15 protein-coding genes are annotated in these 16372 nt (G+C 41.8%); 3 read left to right on the forward strand and 12 right to left on the reverse strand.

Annotation, left to right across the window (positions count from 1 at the left end):
• Window positions 1–18 precede the first annotated feature (18 nt).
• From ACHOLT_RS01390 to ACHOLT_RS01425, 8 genes are all read right to left on the reverse strand, one after another.
• Window positions 19–1182, reverse strand: coding sequence for an ABC transporter permease (locus tag ACHOLT_RS01390; RefSeq protein ID WP_425805283.1), 1164 nt, complete (start codon window positions 1180–1182; stop codon window positions 19–21).
• Entirely contained in the window at window positions 1163–1882 is a 720-nt protein-coding gene (locus ACHOLT_RS01395) for an ABC transporter ATP-binding protein (RefSeq protein WP_425807841.1), read from the reverse strand. Before ACHOLT_RS01395 ends, ACHOLT_RS01390 begins: the two co-directional genes overlap by 20 nt.
• Window positions 1883–1884: 2 nt before the next feature.
• The gene (locus ACHOLT_RS01400) at window positions 1885–2469 is read right to left on the reverse strand and encodes a DUF2318 domain-containing protein (RefSeq protein WP_425805285.1); all 585 of its coding nucleotides are present in this window, start codon (window positions 2467–2469) and stop codon (window positions 1885–1887) included.
• A gap of 182 nt (window positions 2470–2651) precedes the next feature.
• Window positions 2652–4307 (reverse strand): FAD-dependent oxidoreductase, encoded by a 1656-nt coding sequence (locus ACHOLT_RS01405; RefSeq protein ID WP_425805287.1) that lies wholly within the window; start codon window positions 4305–4307, stop codon window positions 2652–2654.
• Between the two features lie 294 nt (window positions 4308–4601).
• Entirely contained in the window at window positions 4602–5396 is a 795-nt protein-coding gene (locus ACHOLT_RS01410; RefSeq protein ID WP_425805288.1) for a peptidase, read from the reverse strand.
• A 37-nt stretch (window positions 5397–5433) separates the two neighbouring features.
• Window positions 5434–5625 (reverse strand): SHOCT domain-containing protein, encoded by a 192-nt coding sequence (locus ACHOLT_RS01415; protein ID WP_425805289.1) that lies wholly within the window; start codon window positions 5623–5625, stop codon window positions 5434–5436.
• A 436-nt stretch (window positions 5626–6061) separates the two neighbouring features.
• Entirely contained in the window at window positions 6062–7357 is a 1296-nt protein-coding gene (locus ACHOLT_RS01420) for an aminotransferase class I/II-fold pyridoxal phosphate-dependent enzyme (RefSeq protein WP_425805290.1), read from the reverse strand.
• A 58-nt stretch (window positions 7358–7415) separates the two neighbouring features.
• Window positions 7416–8789 carry an aminotransferase class V-fold PLP-dependent enzyme gene (locus ACHOLT_RS01425; RefSeq protein WP_425805291.1) on the reverse strand — a complete coding sequence of 458 codons (1374 nt, stop codon included), beginning with the start codon at window positions 8787–8789 and terminating at the stop codon, window positions 7416–7418.
• 162 nt (window positions 8790–8951) lie between these two features.
• Here ACHOLT_RS01425 and ACHOLT_RS01430 point away from each other — a divergent pair, with 162 nt between their 5' ends.
• The 3 genes from ACHOLT_RS01430 to ACHOLT_RS01440 all read left to right on the forward strand — a co-directional run bounded on the left by ACHOLT_RS01430 (window position 8952) and on the right by ACHOLT_RS01440 (window position 11589).
• Window positions 8952–9182 (forward strand): hypothetical protein, encoded by a 231-nt coding sequence (locus tag ACHOLT_RS01430; protein WP_425805293.1) that lies wholly within the window; start codon window positions 8952–8954, stop codon window positions 9180–9182.
• Between the two features lie 452 nt (window positions 9183–9634).
• Window positions 9635–10984: a UDP-N-acetylmuramate--L-alanine ligase gene (gene murC / locus ACHOLT_RS01435; RefSeq protein WP_425805295.1), complete on the forward strand. Its 1350-nt coding sequence runs from the start codon at window positions 9635–9637 to the stop codon at window positions 10982–10984.
• Between the two features lie 278 nt (window positions 10985–11262).
• Window positions 11263–11589: a nitrous oxide-stimulated promoter family protein gene (locus ACHOLT_RS01440; RefSeq protein WP_425805296.1), complete on the forward strand. Its 327-nt coding sequence runs from the start codon at window positions 11263–11265 to the stop codon at window positions 11587–11589.
• Window positions 11590–11677: 88 nt separating this feature from the next.
• Here ACHOLT_RS01440 and ACHOLT_RS01445 read toward each other — a convergent pair whose 3' ends face one another.
• The 4 genes from ACHOLT_RS01445 to argH all read right to left on the reverse strand — a co-directional run bounded on the left by ACHOLT_RS01445 (window position 11678) and on the right by argH (window position 16286).
• Window positions 11678–12232, reverse strand: a complete 555-nt coding sequence (locus tag ACHOLT_RS01445) for a 5' nucleotidase, NT5C type (protein WP_425805297.1) — start codon at window positions 12230–12232, stop codon at window positions 11678–11680.
• Between the two features lie 23 nt (window positions 12233–12255).
• A complete protein-coding gene (gene nadE, locus ACHOLT_RS01450) occupies window positions 12256–13023 on the reverse strand; it encodes an NAD(+) synthase (protein WP_425805298.1) in 768 nt (255 codons plus the stop codon).
• Window positions 13024–13044: 21 nt separating this feature from the next.
• Window positions 13045–14502 carry a nicotinate phosphoribosyltransferase gene (locus ACHOLT_RS01455; RefSeq protein WP_425805299.1) on the reverse strand — a complete coding sequence of 486 codons (1458 nt, stop codon included), beginning with the start codon at window positions 14500–14502 and terminating at the stop codon, window positions 13045–13047.
• A 398-nt stretch (window positions 14503–14900) separates the two neighbouring features.
• A complete protein-coding gene (argH, locus tag ACHOLT_RS01460; protein ID WP_425805301.1) occupies window positions 14901–16286 on the reverse strand; it encodes an argininosuccinate lyase in 1386 nt (461 codons plus the stop codon).
• Window positions 16287–16372: the final 86 nt, after the last annotated feature.

The raw sequence follows: 16372 nt of genomic DNA on the forward strand, positions 1-16372 counted from the left end.
CTAACTCCTTTAATTCGATTAAAAATACCGAAGTGCCTCAATCGGATCTAGTCTGATTGCTTTCCAGGCGGGATAAGCACTCGCCAGGACGCTTACTAATAATGCGGCTAGGATTGAATACATTCCCATGATGGGCTGCCAGGGAATATGAATCGCCATTTTCGCAATTTCAGGACCATAAGACACACCTAAGCCCATGCCTAGACCATAACCAATGAGTCCTCCTGTTAAACTGACTAAAGCCGCTTCGAAGAAAATCATAGCAAGAATATGACTTTTTCTAAAACCAATTGCCCTTAAAACGCCAATATCCGGTGTCCTTTCACGAACAGAGGAAATCATAGAAATCGCAATAACTAAAGCACTCGTCAGCAATAAAATAATTGAAATTGTAACTGAAAATAAGCTGAATCTCTTAACTGTTTGATCTCTTGACTCTAACGTTGACCGCAACGCTGTAACTTTTGCCCCGGGAAGCTTTTCCTTTAATTGTTTTGTCATTTCATCAATCGGACAAGTATAGCAAAAAGCTGCCGCTTCCACCATACTAATGGCATTCGGCTTATTTTCTAATCCCTGCAGCATTTTTAGATCGATGAAAATAGCTTGATCATTTTCGATAGACCCTGTGGGCTGGATGATCCCTCTGATCAGAAACGATTGCCCCTTAACATCAACGTGCTGATCACGCTGGATTCCTAATATCCGAGCCGCATCACTGCCCACGATGATTTCATTCTTCTCCGGAAATTGTCCGAAGTTTAAGCCTTCGATTTTCCACCACTTCTTTAAGCGAATTTCCTTGGTAAAATCAACCCCGACAAGTACAACCTTCTTGCCGTTAATTTCAGCATCTGCTAATAGTTTCGGCGATATTACCGCTAAATTTTCCTTGTTTTTAATCGTTTGCATTTGGTCAATAACAGACATATTCATTTCTTCTGCTTTGCCCTTAACCCCAACCGTGATTCCGCCAAAAGTCAGAGCCTCACCCGAATCCGGAAGAATCAATAGGTTAGAACCGTACTGATCAAGCTTATCCGCAACATCTTTTTCCATAGACTTAGTCGTTGTTAAAAGAAAAATGCTGGATGCAATTCCTATGATAATGCTCAGCATCATTAAGAGTGTTCGGGATTTACGCCTTCGGAGGTTTTGAATACTAATATGCGTTAACCTCATCTCGTCCTCCTTCAGCCTTAGATGTGGCGAGGAGCTGTCCGTCACGAATGGACACTGAACGGGATACCCAAGCCAGATTTTCTTCATTATGGGTAACCATGATTATTGTTAACCCCTCTTGATTCAAAGCCCTAAACAAATCCAGAATTTCGTTCGCGGTCTTGCTGTCCAGACTACCCGTCGGCTCATCTGCAAAGATAATTTCAGGCTCGTTGACAATAGCTCTTGCAATTGCGACCCTGTTTTGTTCTCCACCCGATAACTGGTTAGGCAGACGCGAAGCCTTTTTGCCGAGGCCCACTTTTTCCAATACCCTCTGAGCCATTTTCCGCTGTTCTTTATCTGAGCGTTTGGTGATTGCCAATGGCAGCATGACATTTTCTAAAGCGGTAAGATACGGGATAAGTTGATATTGCTGAAATACAAAGCCAATATATTCATGCCTGAAATCCGCTCTCCGTTCACGGTCCAGCTCATAAATCGGAATCCCGTCAATTATGACTTGCCCTGAAGTCGGTGGGTTAAGCGCTCCAAGGACACTCAAAAGGGTGCTTTTTCCTGAACCCGATGGACCGAGCAGAGCTAAAAATTCACCTTTCTCAATTTGCAAATTGATGTTCTTTAAAACTTCAACCGCCCCTTCAGATCCTTCGCCTCCAAAATACATCTTTGATACATTTTCGATTTTGATTAAACTCATCACTATACTCTCGGTTTCCATGCATCAAGTTTTGCCTGATCTACTTCTAAATTGTCGCCATTTTGCGTGTAGGGCAAGATTTCCGGCGGATACTGCTGACAGCCTCCACTTAAGCCCTTAAAGCTTTCAAGATCCCAAGTCGTCCCGCATACATTGCAGACGATCTTATTCCCGCTGATGTGGAAGGTCTCTCCATTACACGGCTCACAGACGCTGACCGCAACCACGACCTTCCCGCTCGGCTCAGCTACAGCTGTCAGGGGTACTCTTTTTCCATTTGCTTTATATTCCGTCCAGATAAACTTTTTTTCCTTTAAGTCGCTCAATGAAGTCACTGTAACTTTCCCATCTTCAATCTTACCTGAAACCTTGGTCTGTTGAAGGTTTTCATTGGGACTGTAAGTAACCTTTTGCCCTAGGGCGGATGTTGCTTTGGCATCCATCTCAGAGCTTTTATTTCCCAAGAGATAAAAACCACCGACGGCTAAAAAGATAACAGCAACTCCGGCGATTACCAAAAAAGATTTATTCGTCTTTTTCTGAGATTGTGTAAACTTGTCACGCTTACTATTTTGTTCTTTTCCCATTTTAAGACTCCTCAAATGTTTTGGAACAATTTGTTATTCTAATACTAAACATGAAATGGGAATATCTTATGAATTAATTATGAATTTCTTGTGAACATACTGCCGAAATTTAAAGAAGATGGCCCTGTTACAAGAGCCATCTTCTTTGTATAATTCACTCTAAAATTGGTTTAAGTTTAAACTCAAGCCTTATCTGCAGCAGCATTTTGACCGGCTAAGCGACCAAACGTAATCGCTCGTCCATGACTATGCCCAGGAAAAAGAGTAGGATAGTCTTGACCGAAAAAATCTCCAGCTGTGTTCCCAGCTGCATAAAGCCCAGCAATAACATTGTTCGATTTATCTAAAACCTGCATTTTACTGTTAATTCTTAACCCGCCGACAATGACTAACAAAGCGCTTTTTAAGCTGCCCGCATAAAATGGAGGCTTGTCAATCGAAAATAACAACTCTTTACGTTTTCCAAAATCAACATCTTCGCCGTTTTTAGCCAGATCATTATATCTTGCAACTGTTGCCTTTAACTTATCGGCAGGCACCTTCATTTTCTGAGCAAGTTCATCCAGTGTATCGGCTTTAACAACCAGTCCTTGATCAATATGCCGTTTGAGCAGCGCTTCCTCCCCTTCTCTGCTCCATGGTTTTCCCCAAGTCCGATTGACTTGGTCCCAAAACATACCGCCGCCGATTTCAATCGTCTTAGGAAGCTCATCTAAGAATTTATCATCATAAACTGACCATGCTATCCGGTCGGGCTGCTCCATTTTAGCATTGCAAACCGCTTGTGGAGTTGCATCTTCATTAGAATAGCGTTCACCATTTTTATTGATATTGAGGAAGCAATAACTCCAAGCACCGGCTTGAGTATGGATCATGGCTGCATGAGGTTCATCCTCCTGCATTGCCGCGCCAATCCATAACCCCATTTTATGTCCATCACCCGTATTTACTCCTACTGGGGTATAGACCTTAGCATCCACTTTATTGGCAATTGGGCAGAATTTATCAACCATAGCCTGATCGGCGGCATAATCTCCGCAGCAAAGGATAATCCCTTTTTTACCTTCATATTTTATATATCCGGCATCTGTTTTACCAATTACTGCAGTAACCCGGTCGCCTGATTTTACAAGCTGAGCTGCTTGAACTTTATATTGAATATTAACGCCCTTATTTTTCGCGTTTTTTTCCAGAGTTGCAAGCACATCATGATTATTATCATATTTTGCCGCGCTAGGTCCGATAAACATATGAGTAACTCCAGGGTACTCATAATAATCGGGTCCTTTATAACCGGCTGCCCAAAGGGTTGTTTCGACCCCCTCCGCCTCGGTCATCTTAGCGACCCAGTCTAAAGCTTCGCCGCTCTTATTGGCCCATACCCAATGCAAATCTTGTTTCACCTTGTTGCCTGACCATTTAAGAATATCTCGAATTCCTTGTTTGGCATTGATCTTGACATTATATTTTTGCTGAGTTTTTGTTCCGATAGCAGCTATATGCATACCCCGTGCAGTATACGTCTCTCGTTTTTCTATCAGCACAACTTTAGCGCCTGCTTCTGCAGCGGAAAGCGCTGCAACCATTCCTGCCATACCTGCGCCGATAACCACTACATCTGCTGAAACGGTCTCCTTAATATCTTTATCTGCAATCGGTGCAGGCGGAGTCTCCCAGCTATTTTTTGCAGTGGTATCAGATGAGCTCTTTGCTGATTGCTGAGATGTTCCACACCCTGCTAACAGACCTGCTGAGGCTGCTCCCAGTGCAACAAATGCAGATCCCTTAAAAAAATCCCTCCGCGAAAGTCCTTTACCTGACTTGTCCTCTGAACTCATTAAAATCGTCTCCTTCCTATTGCTTGAAAAGGTTTTGTAATGTAATTAAGAGTTGCAATTCCTGTGCCATTCGCTCGTTTCCTTTAATTTTCTTGTATTCTCAGCACATATCGATATTTTCTTCACTTCTAAATCAGAAAAGCACGTGTATATTTTTTTCACATTGGCACGCTTATTGCATTTTTTACTCAAAATCTTTCGTGTTTCTCAAAAAAAAAAACAGGAAGGCGATGGTAATCCAAAGCCTTCCTGTTTATGTTTTAAATAAAGTTTATATACATCCGTATTCAGCGTCTACTTTGTTTCAATCGACTTAATAATCGGCCCATGCCAACTTTCAAACCAGACTTGACCCGTGTATCCGTTAACATCCAACTCGGCATAATCTTTGCCGTCCTTTAAAACCATGAATTCATAGTAGCCAGGAGCCACTTCTGGTGCTTCAACCGAATACCCGTTTCCCATTTGCTGATTTACATAATCTTGGGCTGCCTTAGATGACTGATCCGCAGTAATTGTAAGACTGCCTGTCCCGCCCCAGTTCATGTGACCATATTTATTATTCCACATTACATTAGGGCCCATTTCCACGAAAATATATCCTTCATTTTTAGAGATTAAGAACTCGAAAGCTTTATTTTCCGTTTTAGCTTCTTTAAGCTCAACTTCATAGGAATCACTATATTCGTGGATTTCATCAATGCTGAAATCCTGATTAAGTACTTGAGCATAGGCTTTAGCAATAGCTATGGCCTGATCATCCGAGGTCACTTGGCCATTTGTCAGGTTTATCCCTAAGCTTGCCGCATTATAGCTTCCACCCATCATACCGTAGCCTGCAGCATTATTTACTCCGCCGCAGCCTCCGGCATAACCGCCATAACCTGGTATTTGATTCGCACCTGCATATCTGCCCATCATTCCATAGCCATATCCCGTTTGAGAAATACCTTCCTGACTCTGAGCCATTCCATAATTGGGAATGGGGGCAGCTGTGCGCGACAATGCCGAACTAAAAGCGTAAGCAGTTCCAGAAACAGCCAAAATACCCGTTAGAGTCAGTCCAAAGATCCATTTTGCCTTTTTCATAAAATTACTCCTTTCACTCGTGATGAGTTATTTAGAATCAATGAGATTCAAGGATATGCTTGCCATTTAAAAAATCCTGCTCACTGATCTCGCCTTTTGCATATCTCTGGCGAAGAATTTCCAAAGCATGATCAGAACTACTCGATCTAACCCCAGATCCTTCTAACCCGTTATGTTGATAAAAATATAAAGCAGCAACAATAAGTAAAATGAGAAAAACAAACATCATTCTGGACACCTCCTTAATATTATTGCTTACTTTTAGTCAAGATCTATTAACTATGCTGCAATTATAAATTCCAATGTTGAACATCTTATGAAAAGCTTGTGAATTTCTTATGAATCTCCAAATAATAAAGCCTTCAGCAGTGCCGAAGGCTGTTTTCAATATTCTACACTATTCTTACCGGACCCTGACTCGTTCTCCAGGATAAAGAAGGTTCGGACGATGACGAATGTGGGGATTCAACCGAAGGAGGTGATGAACGTGAGTACGATGGTGTCTGGCAATTTTGTACAACGAATCTCCATGACGTACAGTGTGGTGCATTTCAGTTATTCCTCCCTATATTACCAAGATACTCCACTATATGAACGGACAAAAACTCTATGTGCATGTCAATAAAAATAACCCCGGCTAAGCCGAGGTTATAATACATTTGCATTTATTTTTTCTCTAGATCCTTTGCTCCTTGATAAATAAGCTCAAAGAGTTCTTCAAGCTGATCTTCCTCAACACAGGAAAAAGCAATTCGAATATCTGATTGGCCGAGGGCAATGACCCCAACTCCATATTTTTCGAGAAGATGGGTACGCAGTACCTCCGCTTCAACATGTTTTAAGGCTAAGCACATAAAGTAGCCTGAATTAAAAGGGTATTCCTTCCAAACCTCTTGGTACCGTTCGGTCTTAAGGATCTCTTTAACTTTAAGAGCCCGGCTTTTGATAATCTCAACCTTCTCATTTTTTTGAGTCCAGAAATCAGGAGACTTTAAAGCCTCCATAACAAATGTTTGTGATGGGCTGGCCACATTGGAAATCGTTCCCCGGATAATTCCCATCGTCTTGCTCTCGAGAGCACTTAAAACCTCCGGATGTTCCGAGGCGAAGGTAATAAAACCTACCCGGAATCCCCAGACAAATTCTTCTTTTGTAGCTCCGTCCACTTTCACCGGCAAAACCCGGGGATGAAGATTGGCTAATCGTCCAAACAATGATTCCTTGATAGAATCCCCGAAGAACAGCCCAAAATAGGCATCATCTGACACAACTACGAGATTCAAGCCTTCTTCAGCGACCTCGCGAATCGCTTCAACCATTGCGGCTGCCTCTTGAGGTGTAGGAGTATATCCTGTTGGGTTATTCGGGAAATTTAGAAGCAGCAGTGCTTTGCCATGAGCTTTTTGGGCAAGAAGAGCTTCTTTCATTCCGGAAATATTAAGCTCCCCTGCTTCTGAATAAAAAGGATATGTTACAACATTGGCCCCGCGGCGCGTTCCAAAGATCAGGTTGTAATTACCCCAGAGTTTATCCGGTAAAACTAAGGGGTCGCCCGCATTGATAAATAAATCAGCAGCTATGCTCAAGCCATGGGTCAACGCATTTGTAACCATGGGCAGGCTTATTGCTTTACCCCTCAAGGAGGGATTCTCCTTGAACATTTTTTCTTTCCACAGTTCTCTGAGTTCCTGTTTTCCGGCAGGTGGTGCATAATCATATAAATCGCTTGGCTCAAATTCCGATAATTTATTATGAATTACAGGTAAATACATCGGATGTCCAGCCTCCGTAGCAATACCAATGGTTGCATTAAAGCGAAATGCTTTTTGCTTTGCTTCTGCAGACTGGGTTAAAATTCCCTTCGGATAATACAGTTCTCTTCCGAGATCTGACAAAAGTTCATAAATATATGGGTTAGCACTGCGAATTTGATCATTCAAGTCTTGAGCTATTTGATGCATCCAAGTCTTCCTTTCTTACACTGGGGTGCCATATTTCCAAGTTAAAAAAATTCAAATTTTAATTATTATTATAATACGAAAGTCTTTTACTCGTATACCCTTGTTTTCCAAAACCGGATAAAAACTTCGTCCTATTTCGCTCAAATTCCGCAATTTCCTGCAAAAGTGCTGTCGTCTGATCAATTTCTTCACGTGTATTATATAATCCAAAGCTCATTCTGACCAGACCCGGACGGGGTAAGTGAGGATTATTAATAAATTTCTCCATATCCAGATCAGATATGCGCAAAAGCTTCTGAACATAAGGTTGTGCGCAAAAGCAGCCATTTCTAACTGCAATTCCGCCTTCCCATGAAAGAATCTCGGCGACTTTTTCATGGCGCATCCCTACAATATTGAAAGGAATAACCCCAATTCTTGATAAAGACAAAGGCGTATAAAGCTCGATTCCTGCTATTTTTTCTAATTTCTTCTGAGCATATTGCAGTAAACGCTCCTCCTGTTTAAGTACTTTTTTCATCCCTATACTGCTTAATGCCTCTATGGCCGAAATAAGTGCTACAACCCCTATAACATTAGGAGTTCCCGCCTCCTCTTTGTGCGGGGGATCATCCCATATGACCCGATCCTTTGTAACAAACCTAACCGTTCCACCGCCTTTATATTCTGGACTTCCCTGTTCAAAAATCGTCTTTGGACCGATTAGCACGCCAATACCAAAAGGAGCATACATTTTATGTGCTGAAAAGGCTAAAAAGTCAATATGATCAGGTGCATAATCGGGGCGCATATCAATAGGCGCGTGAGGGGCAAGTTGAGCGGCATCCACTAAAATTTTGGCATTATAGCGGTGGACAATTTCAGCAATTTGATGAATCGGGTTCATTATCCCTGTTACATTGGAAGCACCGGTAACCGCCACAAGCTTTACAGCTCCTTTATAACGCTGAAGTTTGCGCTCCAAATCATCGAGATTGAGACCTCCGTGACTCTCAAATTCTATATAATCAACCTGGAATTTATCTCTCCAGGGAAGTAAATTCGAATGATGTTCCATCCATGTTGTAAGGACAATTTCTTTTTTCTGCGGATTCCAAAGACGATAAGAAAGCTTATTGATAGCCTCCGTGGCATTTTTTACAAAAATGACTGTATTTTGCTCAGATAAACCTCCGACAAATTGAAGTACCGTCTTTCGTGCCTGTTCATAGACTTGCGAGGAAAAAACGGATTTATATCCTGTTCCCCGATGAATAGATGAATACAAAGGAGCAAATTGATTGATATCGTTCATTACTTTATTAAACGGAGGCGTCGTTGCCGCATTATCAAAATTAATAGCGGGTACGGCACCTCCTTTAGCCAGCGGAACTAAAGTCTCCAACCCTACGAACAGCTCTCGGTAATTCGGCCGATATGGAAAAACCTGCATTAAATTCCCCTCCAAATCTTCTATCCCTGCATTATATTTAAACAAAGAAGAGGGTGCCAAAGGAATTTTCTCCCTGTTTAGCGAATTAGATTTACCATCCAATAAGATTCATCTGAAACTTTAATCCTTTATCCATTTAATAAGAGGAAGGATAGACTTTTTATGAAAATTGATCGACACCGTGTTATTATTTGGAGCTTTTTTGCTTTCGTTTTCATCGTTGCCGGCTACTTTCTTTTGCAACGTTATCCCAATCCATCTCTCCCTACTCTTCTCATTGCTTTAACTTTAACATTTATTCTTGATCAGCTTTTGAAAAAACACCAACTCCAAAAGGAAAAAGTACAAGATCCAAATGGTGAAACTGAATTTATACGCAAAAACGGCAAATAACCTAGAAAAACCGCGTTATCAGGGTATATTTTCCTGTGCAACATAAAATTACTTCTTGATGTTCGACATGATAAATGGTATTTTGACATAGTCAGGATGATAAGTCGCACCCAAAACCCTGACATTGCGTAATTTGAATTCCTGGACGCAGGAATTCAAATGAAGTCTACTTCGTTACCCAAAACGAGAGACGGGGTTGGGCCATGCTCAACTTCGTCTCTCGTTTTGGGTTAAAAATATTTATGACGGACCCCCTCAAATTCTAATTTTCTTTCGTATATAACTAATGGTTTAATTTATTATTCAAATGATTTAACCCAATTCTTATTGTTAAATAAGAATTTCTCAAATTTTTATCCATAAGTACAAAAATTTCAAAGATAAAATGATACCTTTTCGTTTGATATTGGGTATAATGAAATGTAGATTCAAATTTGAAGGGAAGATGGGCATTGCCATTACATATTCATTTTGTTGGAGTTAAAGGAACAGGTATGAGTGCTTTAGCACAAGTGAGTGCTCATGTTGAAGATGCAATTATAACAGGGTCCGATGTTTCTGAACGTTTTTTTACCGACGCGGTTTTAGAACGCGCCCACATACCTGTCTTAGATTTTAATGCACACAACGTTGAAAATTCTAACCTAGTTGTCGCCTCAGCCGCCTACGGAGAGGATCAACCCGAGATTGCTCGGGCCCGTGAATTAAATATTCCCGTTTTAACTTATCCCCAATATTTAGGACGACTTATGTCCAAAAAAAGAGGTATTGCAGTATCTGGTACCCATGGTAAGACTACAACAACAGCTATGGCCGGTCTTACTCTCCTCCAAGCAGGGATTGATCCAACCATCGTAGTCGGAAGTGATGTTCCCAGCATTGGCGGTAATGCTTATTCCGGAAAAGGAGAATATTTCCTCGCTGAATCCTGTGAATACCGTCGGCACTTTCTTAATTATTCTCCGCAATACTTAATTATTACAAATATTGAATTCGATCATCCTGATTACTTTAAGGATATAGAGGATGTAATTTCCGCATTCGCTGAACTTGCTCAAAAGGTGCCTGCTGCAGGCCGAGTGTTTATTTGGGCTGAGGATCCAAACCGCAAATTCATTCAAAGCCAAGCCCCAATAACCACCTTTGGCTTATCAGAGGAAGCGGATATTCAAGCTAAGGAAATTCATTTTCATGATGAAGGCAGTTCTATGAAAATCTTTGCCTTTGGCAAGTATCTCGGTGAGTTGAACCTTCATGTTGCAGGTAAACATAATATCTTAAATGCTTTAGCAGCCATTGCTTTATGTTTGGAACTTGGTATCCCTGCCAAACAAATTCTTGCCAGCTTAAGTCAGTTTAACGGAACAAAACGCCGTTTCGAACATATTGGAATGAACGGCGGAGCTTTAATCGTCGACGATTATGCTCACCATCCGACAGAAATCCGTTCTACACTTGAAGGGGCACGGCTTTCTTTCCCTGATCGCCGAATTCGGGCCATCTTTCAGCCTCATACATTCAGCCGTACGGAAAAATTGCTTGACGAGTTCTCTCATGCATTTACTGTCGCTGATGAAGTTGTCGTTGCTGAAATCTTCGCCTCTGCTCGGGAGACAAACCTGAATACCATTTCTGCTTCTGCTCTTGCCGAACTCATGCAAGGTCAGGGAGTTAACGCCCGGTTCATCAATTCTTTGGATGAAATTCATGACTACCTGGCCGATACTCTAACTCCAAAAGATTTAGTTCTTACCCTTGGAGCGGGTGATATCTACAAAGTTGGTCAAAGCCTCGTCGGTTGATAAAAGCACAGTTTCCTCTAATTACCATATTTTACTATTAGATCAAAATAATAGGCAATGGGTATAGAGGAGGTCATTTCAATGTGGGGATGGCATCGCGGCTGGCATTATGGATGGCATCATAGATGGTTTATGCCTATATTCTGGAGCCCTTTCTGGCATCATCGTTATCATCATATGCATCACGGTTTTTAAAATGCAGGTTAATCCATCACTGTAAGTCAAGGGAGCCTCAAAGGCTCTCTTTTTACCTCGAGTTGCAATACAGAGGAATTAAGATGAAGCAGCATTCCAGGATTGAACGTGAAAAACAAACTGTAGCCCTGATGATTCAGCTCTATTGTCAACATAAGCACTGTCCCCAAGCGAAACTTTGCGACAATTGTCAAGGGCTTCTCCATTATGCCCATCAACGCCTTGACCACTGTAAATTCGGAGAAAATAAAACGGTTTGCGGGGATTGTTCAGTTCACTGTTATAAAAAAGAGCGGCGGGATAAGATTATCTCAGTGATGCGTTATTCAGGTCCTCGGATGATCTTTCACCATCCTATCGTTGCTCTGCAGCATCTTATAGATAAAAGAAAGGGTAATAATCATAGCTAATTCTACTAAAGAAGAACCTTTTTAATATACTCCAAATCAAGAAAGCCGCTATCCCTTGTAAATTTTATACAAGGGAGAGGGGCTCTTTTTATAACTTCATCTTTTCAATTTGCTTAATAATTTGCATCCAATTTCGGCAACGGGTAACCCCTGTCGGAAGTTCTCCTTGATTATAAGTAGAATCCAGCAGCAAAACTTGAATCCCTGATTTGGCAATGGCTTCAGCGTTTCCCGCATAATCCTCAATAAAAAGCTCAAGCTGCCACTCTTTAACCAGGTCAACCTTGTTTTTCATTCCAGCAAATATAATATTCTCGTACGGAATCTCATATTTATCCATCCACCGAAGAGTGACATCTTTCTCTTCCGGTGAACGTGCTGTCACATAGATCACTTCATGCCCTTTGGCTAAGAGTGTTTCGATACCCTGTTTAGCGCCTTTCATCGGTGGAGGAAGCATGAAAAGCCTTTCCACGTTCTCAACGAAAAATTGATTCATGTCATCCCAAGGTACATCATAAACAAGTTCCAAGTGATAGTCTTCTAAAACCTCGATATTCTTACCATAGTATCGATTGAGTTCTCCGAGCCATACTGTATAGCTGTCGGAAGTGACTCCATCAATATCTACACCGATTCGCAATGTTTTACAGCCTCTCTCTTTTTCTACAATTGAGCAAGTTTCGGAAGTTCTAAGACAGGAGGAAGCTGGCGTTTATGCTCGCTTTGACGATGGAGCTTTTCGATTTTTCCAACGCTCTCGGCAGGGATCTCTTCCCCAAGCAAATAACGGTCGATAAGATCATAGGTAATTCCCATTTCACTCTCATCCGTTTGACCCGGCCATAATCCTGCCGTTGGGACACGATTGACGATTTTATCCGGAAGTCCAAGTTTTGCAGCCCAAGCCCGTACTTCTGTCTTAGTTAATGTAGAAATGGGCAAAAGATCCACACCGCCGTCGCCATACTTCGTAAAATACCCGGTATAGCTTTCGGGGGCATTATCGGTACCCACCACTAAATAATTTAAAGCGTTAGCAACTGTATAGAGCGTTGACATTCTCAGCCGAGCTTTCAAATTGCCTTGACTTAACCGTTCTTCAAACGTTAAGCCCTGTTCGTTTAAACCTTTTCGAACCCTTTCGAGAATCCCCTGGTGTACTTCCCCTAAATCCACTTCGACCACTTTTAAACCATGGGTTTCAGCAATAAGTAAAGCATCTTCACGGTCTACAGGATTCGAATGTGAGGGCATAATCACTCCTACGGAATTTTCGGGAAAGGCTCTTTTACAAAGCCCAGAGACCACCGCAGAATCTACTCCTCCAGAAATTCCAACAACTAATCCTTTTACCCCAGCTTTTGCGGCTTGCTCACGCAGCCATTCTACCGCCGTTTGAATTCGGCTCTCCAATTCACTATCAGACCACATAGTAAAATACCTCCTTAATTCTTATTTTATTTTAGGAGACGCCTTCACTTCATTCACTTGTTCACTGATTCGCTGTAGAAGATCTTGCTTTAAATTATAAAGTTTGGGAGATAAATCTACAATATAACGGTGTGGATTGATTAAACGTTTAACTTCATCCCATAACGTATCCATTTCTTCCTTCGCATATGCTTGGATTTCTTGCAGGCTCGGAAGATCATAGACCTTGATTCCTTTCCGAAAAATCGGCTTCATAAGGTCTCTTGTTGTAAAGTCAGTTAAGACTTTCTTTTTCCACGTTTGTACGGGATCAAAAATGGTTAGCGGTTCTACAAAATTCTCGTCTTCAAGTGCAATTAAATCTGCCATAGCCTTGCCCGCTTTGTCAAAGAAACGCACAATTTTCTTGATTCCGGGATTCGTTATCTTCGTTACATTTTCAGATACCTTTAAACGAGGTTCGTAAACCCCATTTTCTTCCTCAGCACAGAGCTTGTAAACTCCGCCGAGCGCAGGAGTATCCTTGGAGGTAATTAAATGAGTTCCCACTCCCCAGGCATCAATAGGAGCTCCTTGAGCACGTATCGCCCAAATCGTATGCTCATCCAGATCATTTGAGCCCACAATTTTTGCATGATAAAGCCCAGCCGCATCCAACATCTTCCTGGCTTCGCGGGAAAGATATGTCAAGTCTCCGCTGTCAATGCGAATACCCAGAAAATGATGACCTTGAGCCTCGAGCTCCAGACCGACTTGAATAGCATTGGGTACACCCGACTTCAAAACATTATAGGTATCCACAAGTAACAGACATTCATCCGGGAAAGTCTGAGCATAAGCCCGAAAAGCATCGATTTCGCTGGGGAAACACTGAATCCAGCTATGAGCTTGCGTTCCGGAAACAGGGACCCCAAATCTTTGACCTGCAAGAACGTTAGAAGTGGATTGACAGCCTCCAATAAACGCAGCTCGAGCTCCAAGAGTACCTGCATCAGGTCCCTGTGCCCTGCGAAGACCAAATTCCGCAACAGGGCCTCCACCTGTCGCTGTTACTACGCGAAAAGCCTTGGTGGCAATCAAAGTTTCAAAGTTAATTAAATTTAAGAGTGCTGTCTCCACGAGCTGAGCTTCAAAAATTCTAGCTTTTACCCGAAGCAAAGGCTCATAAGGAAAGACTGGCGTTCCTTCTGGAACCGCATCAATATCTCCCATGAAACGAAAGTCCTTGAGAGCCTTTAGGAAGGTCTCATTAAACATATGCAGTCCTCGGAGATATTCAATATCTTCTTCTGTAAAGCGCAGGTTTTCAATATACTCAATGACCTGCTCTAAACCCGCTGCAATTGCATAGCCCCCTCCATTGGGGATATTCCGAAAGTATATGTCAAAAACTGCTCCCTTTTCCTCATAACCATGTTGTAAATATCCCTGCATCATCGTTAATTGATATAAGTCGGTCAATAGCTCTAGATCTTTCATGCTAATCCTCCCACCTTAAGTTTCAATGGGCTCTAATTGATCCCATGAAAAGCAAGTGCCCTCTTTTTGTCGAAACATGTAATGTCCATTGATCCTTTGACTCAAGTTATACACAGTTTTTAAAGGTTATCCCCTGTTTATCCTCGTTAATTTTTAAGTTATACCATAGTTATACCGAACAGTCCACAAAGTTATCCACATTATTCACAGGTTGTATATGATTTTTGTGTATAACTTAGCTTGTACCTCTGAATTAACAACGGTTTCCCGACTTGATTATACCTCTTACCCGTATTGCCTTGTAAAATTTTATACAGACCAACTTTTTTCGACATTTTCTCTCTAATCTCTGCTAATATCTAGAATTATTACAATAATAGACTTACTTAAATGATTACCTACTCTTCTAAAACTCTCTTGAGTTCTTGTTTAGAAAGTTCAATTGCCCGTAAAACAGTCTCCGGAGCAGGACCTCCCGTTAATTTACGTTCCCGCACACAATACTCAATTCCGATACGCTCAAATAAATCTTCTGAAAATACTTCTGAAAACTCTTGAAACTCCTCAAGTTTTAAATCTTCAAGACCGCAGCCTTTTTTCGTACAGTAAAGAACGAGTCTTCCCACAATTTCATGAGCCTCGCGGAAAGGTACATTCTTCTTTGCCAAATAATCGGCTAAATCGGTCGCATTGGTAAATCCGCCTTTAGCTCCCTTTGCCATGACCTCCCGATTGACCTTCATCGTCCGCAGCATCGGTTCAACGACCAACAAGGACTTTTGAATCGTATCGATTGCATCAAAGACTTGCTCCTTATCCTCTTGCATATCCTTATTATAAGCAAGAGGCAGGCCTTTCATCATGGTTAAGAGCGCAATGAGATCCCCATAGACTCGACCGGTTTTTCCTCTCACCAGTTCGGCGACATCAGGATTCTTCTTCTGAGGCATAATACTGGATCCCGTCGAATATCCATCATCCATATTGACAAATTGAAACTCTCCGCTTGACCACAGAACGAGTTCCTCACAAAGCCGGCTAAGATGCATCATCCCAATTGAAACTGAACTTAAGAATTCGATAGCAAAGTCTCGGTCGCTCACTCCATCCAAACTATTTAAGGTAACTCCGTCAAATCCCAATTCCTGAGCAACTGCTTCACGATCCAAAGGAAAGGTTGTTCCTGCCATAGCCCCAGAGCCTAATGGAGAAAAATTAAGCCGTTTACGGGTATCGTTAAGTCTGCCCATATCCCGCAAAAACATTTGCACATAAGCAAGCAAGTGATGCGAAAAAGTGATCGGCTGTGCTTTTTGAAGATGTGTATAACCCGGCATCCAGGTTTCCCGGTGCTCTTGGGCGAGATCGAGAAAAGTATTGATCAACTTCGCCATGAGATCTTTTGTTTTGTCAATCTCGGCTCTTAAAAAGAGGCGTAAATCTAGGGCAACTTGGTCATTGCGGCTTCTTCCGGTATGTACCTTTTTCCCAACGACACCAATTCGCTCGGTGAGGAGTTTCTCGATGTTCATGTGAATGTCTTCAGCACCCACCTCAAATTCAACCTTACCTGTTTGGATATCCTTCAGTATATCCTGCAGGCCGTCAATAATTTGCTTTGCTTCAGCTGAAGAGATCACCCCAACCTGTCCAAGCATTCGGGCATGGGCAATACTGCCTTGGATATCTTGCTTATACAGCCGTTGATCGAAGGAAATAGAAGAATGAAAATCCTCAACTAATGCATCTGTAGTTTTTTCAAAGCGTCCACCCCATAATTTCACTGGGAATTCATCCTTTCTTTCTGGTCAAACTTTGTTCCTATTTTACTCTTTTCTTAGGTTGTGTGCAAAAAAATTTGATTATTCTA

It is taken from the genome of Desulfitobacterium nosdiversum, assembly GCF_049860565.1.
GTDB lineage: Bacteria > Bacillota > Desulfitobacteriia > Desulfitobacteriales > Desulfitobacteriaceae > Desulfitobacterium_A > Desulfitobacterium_A nosdiversum.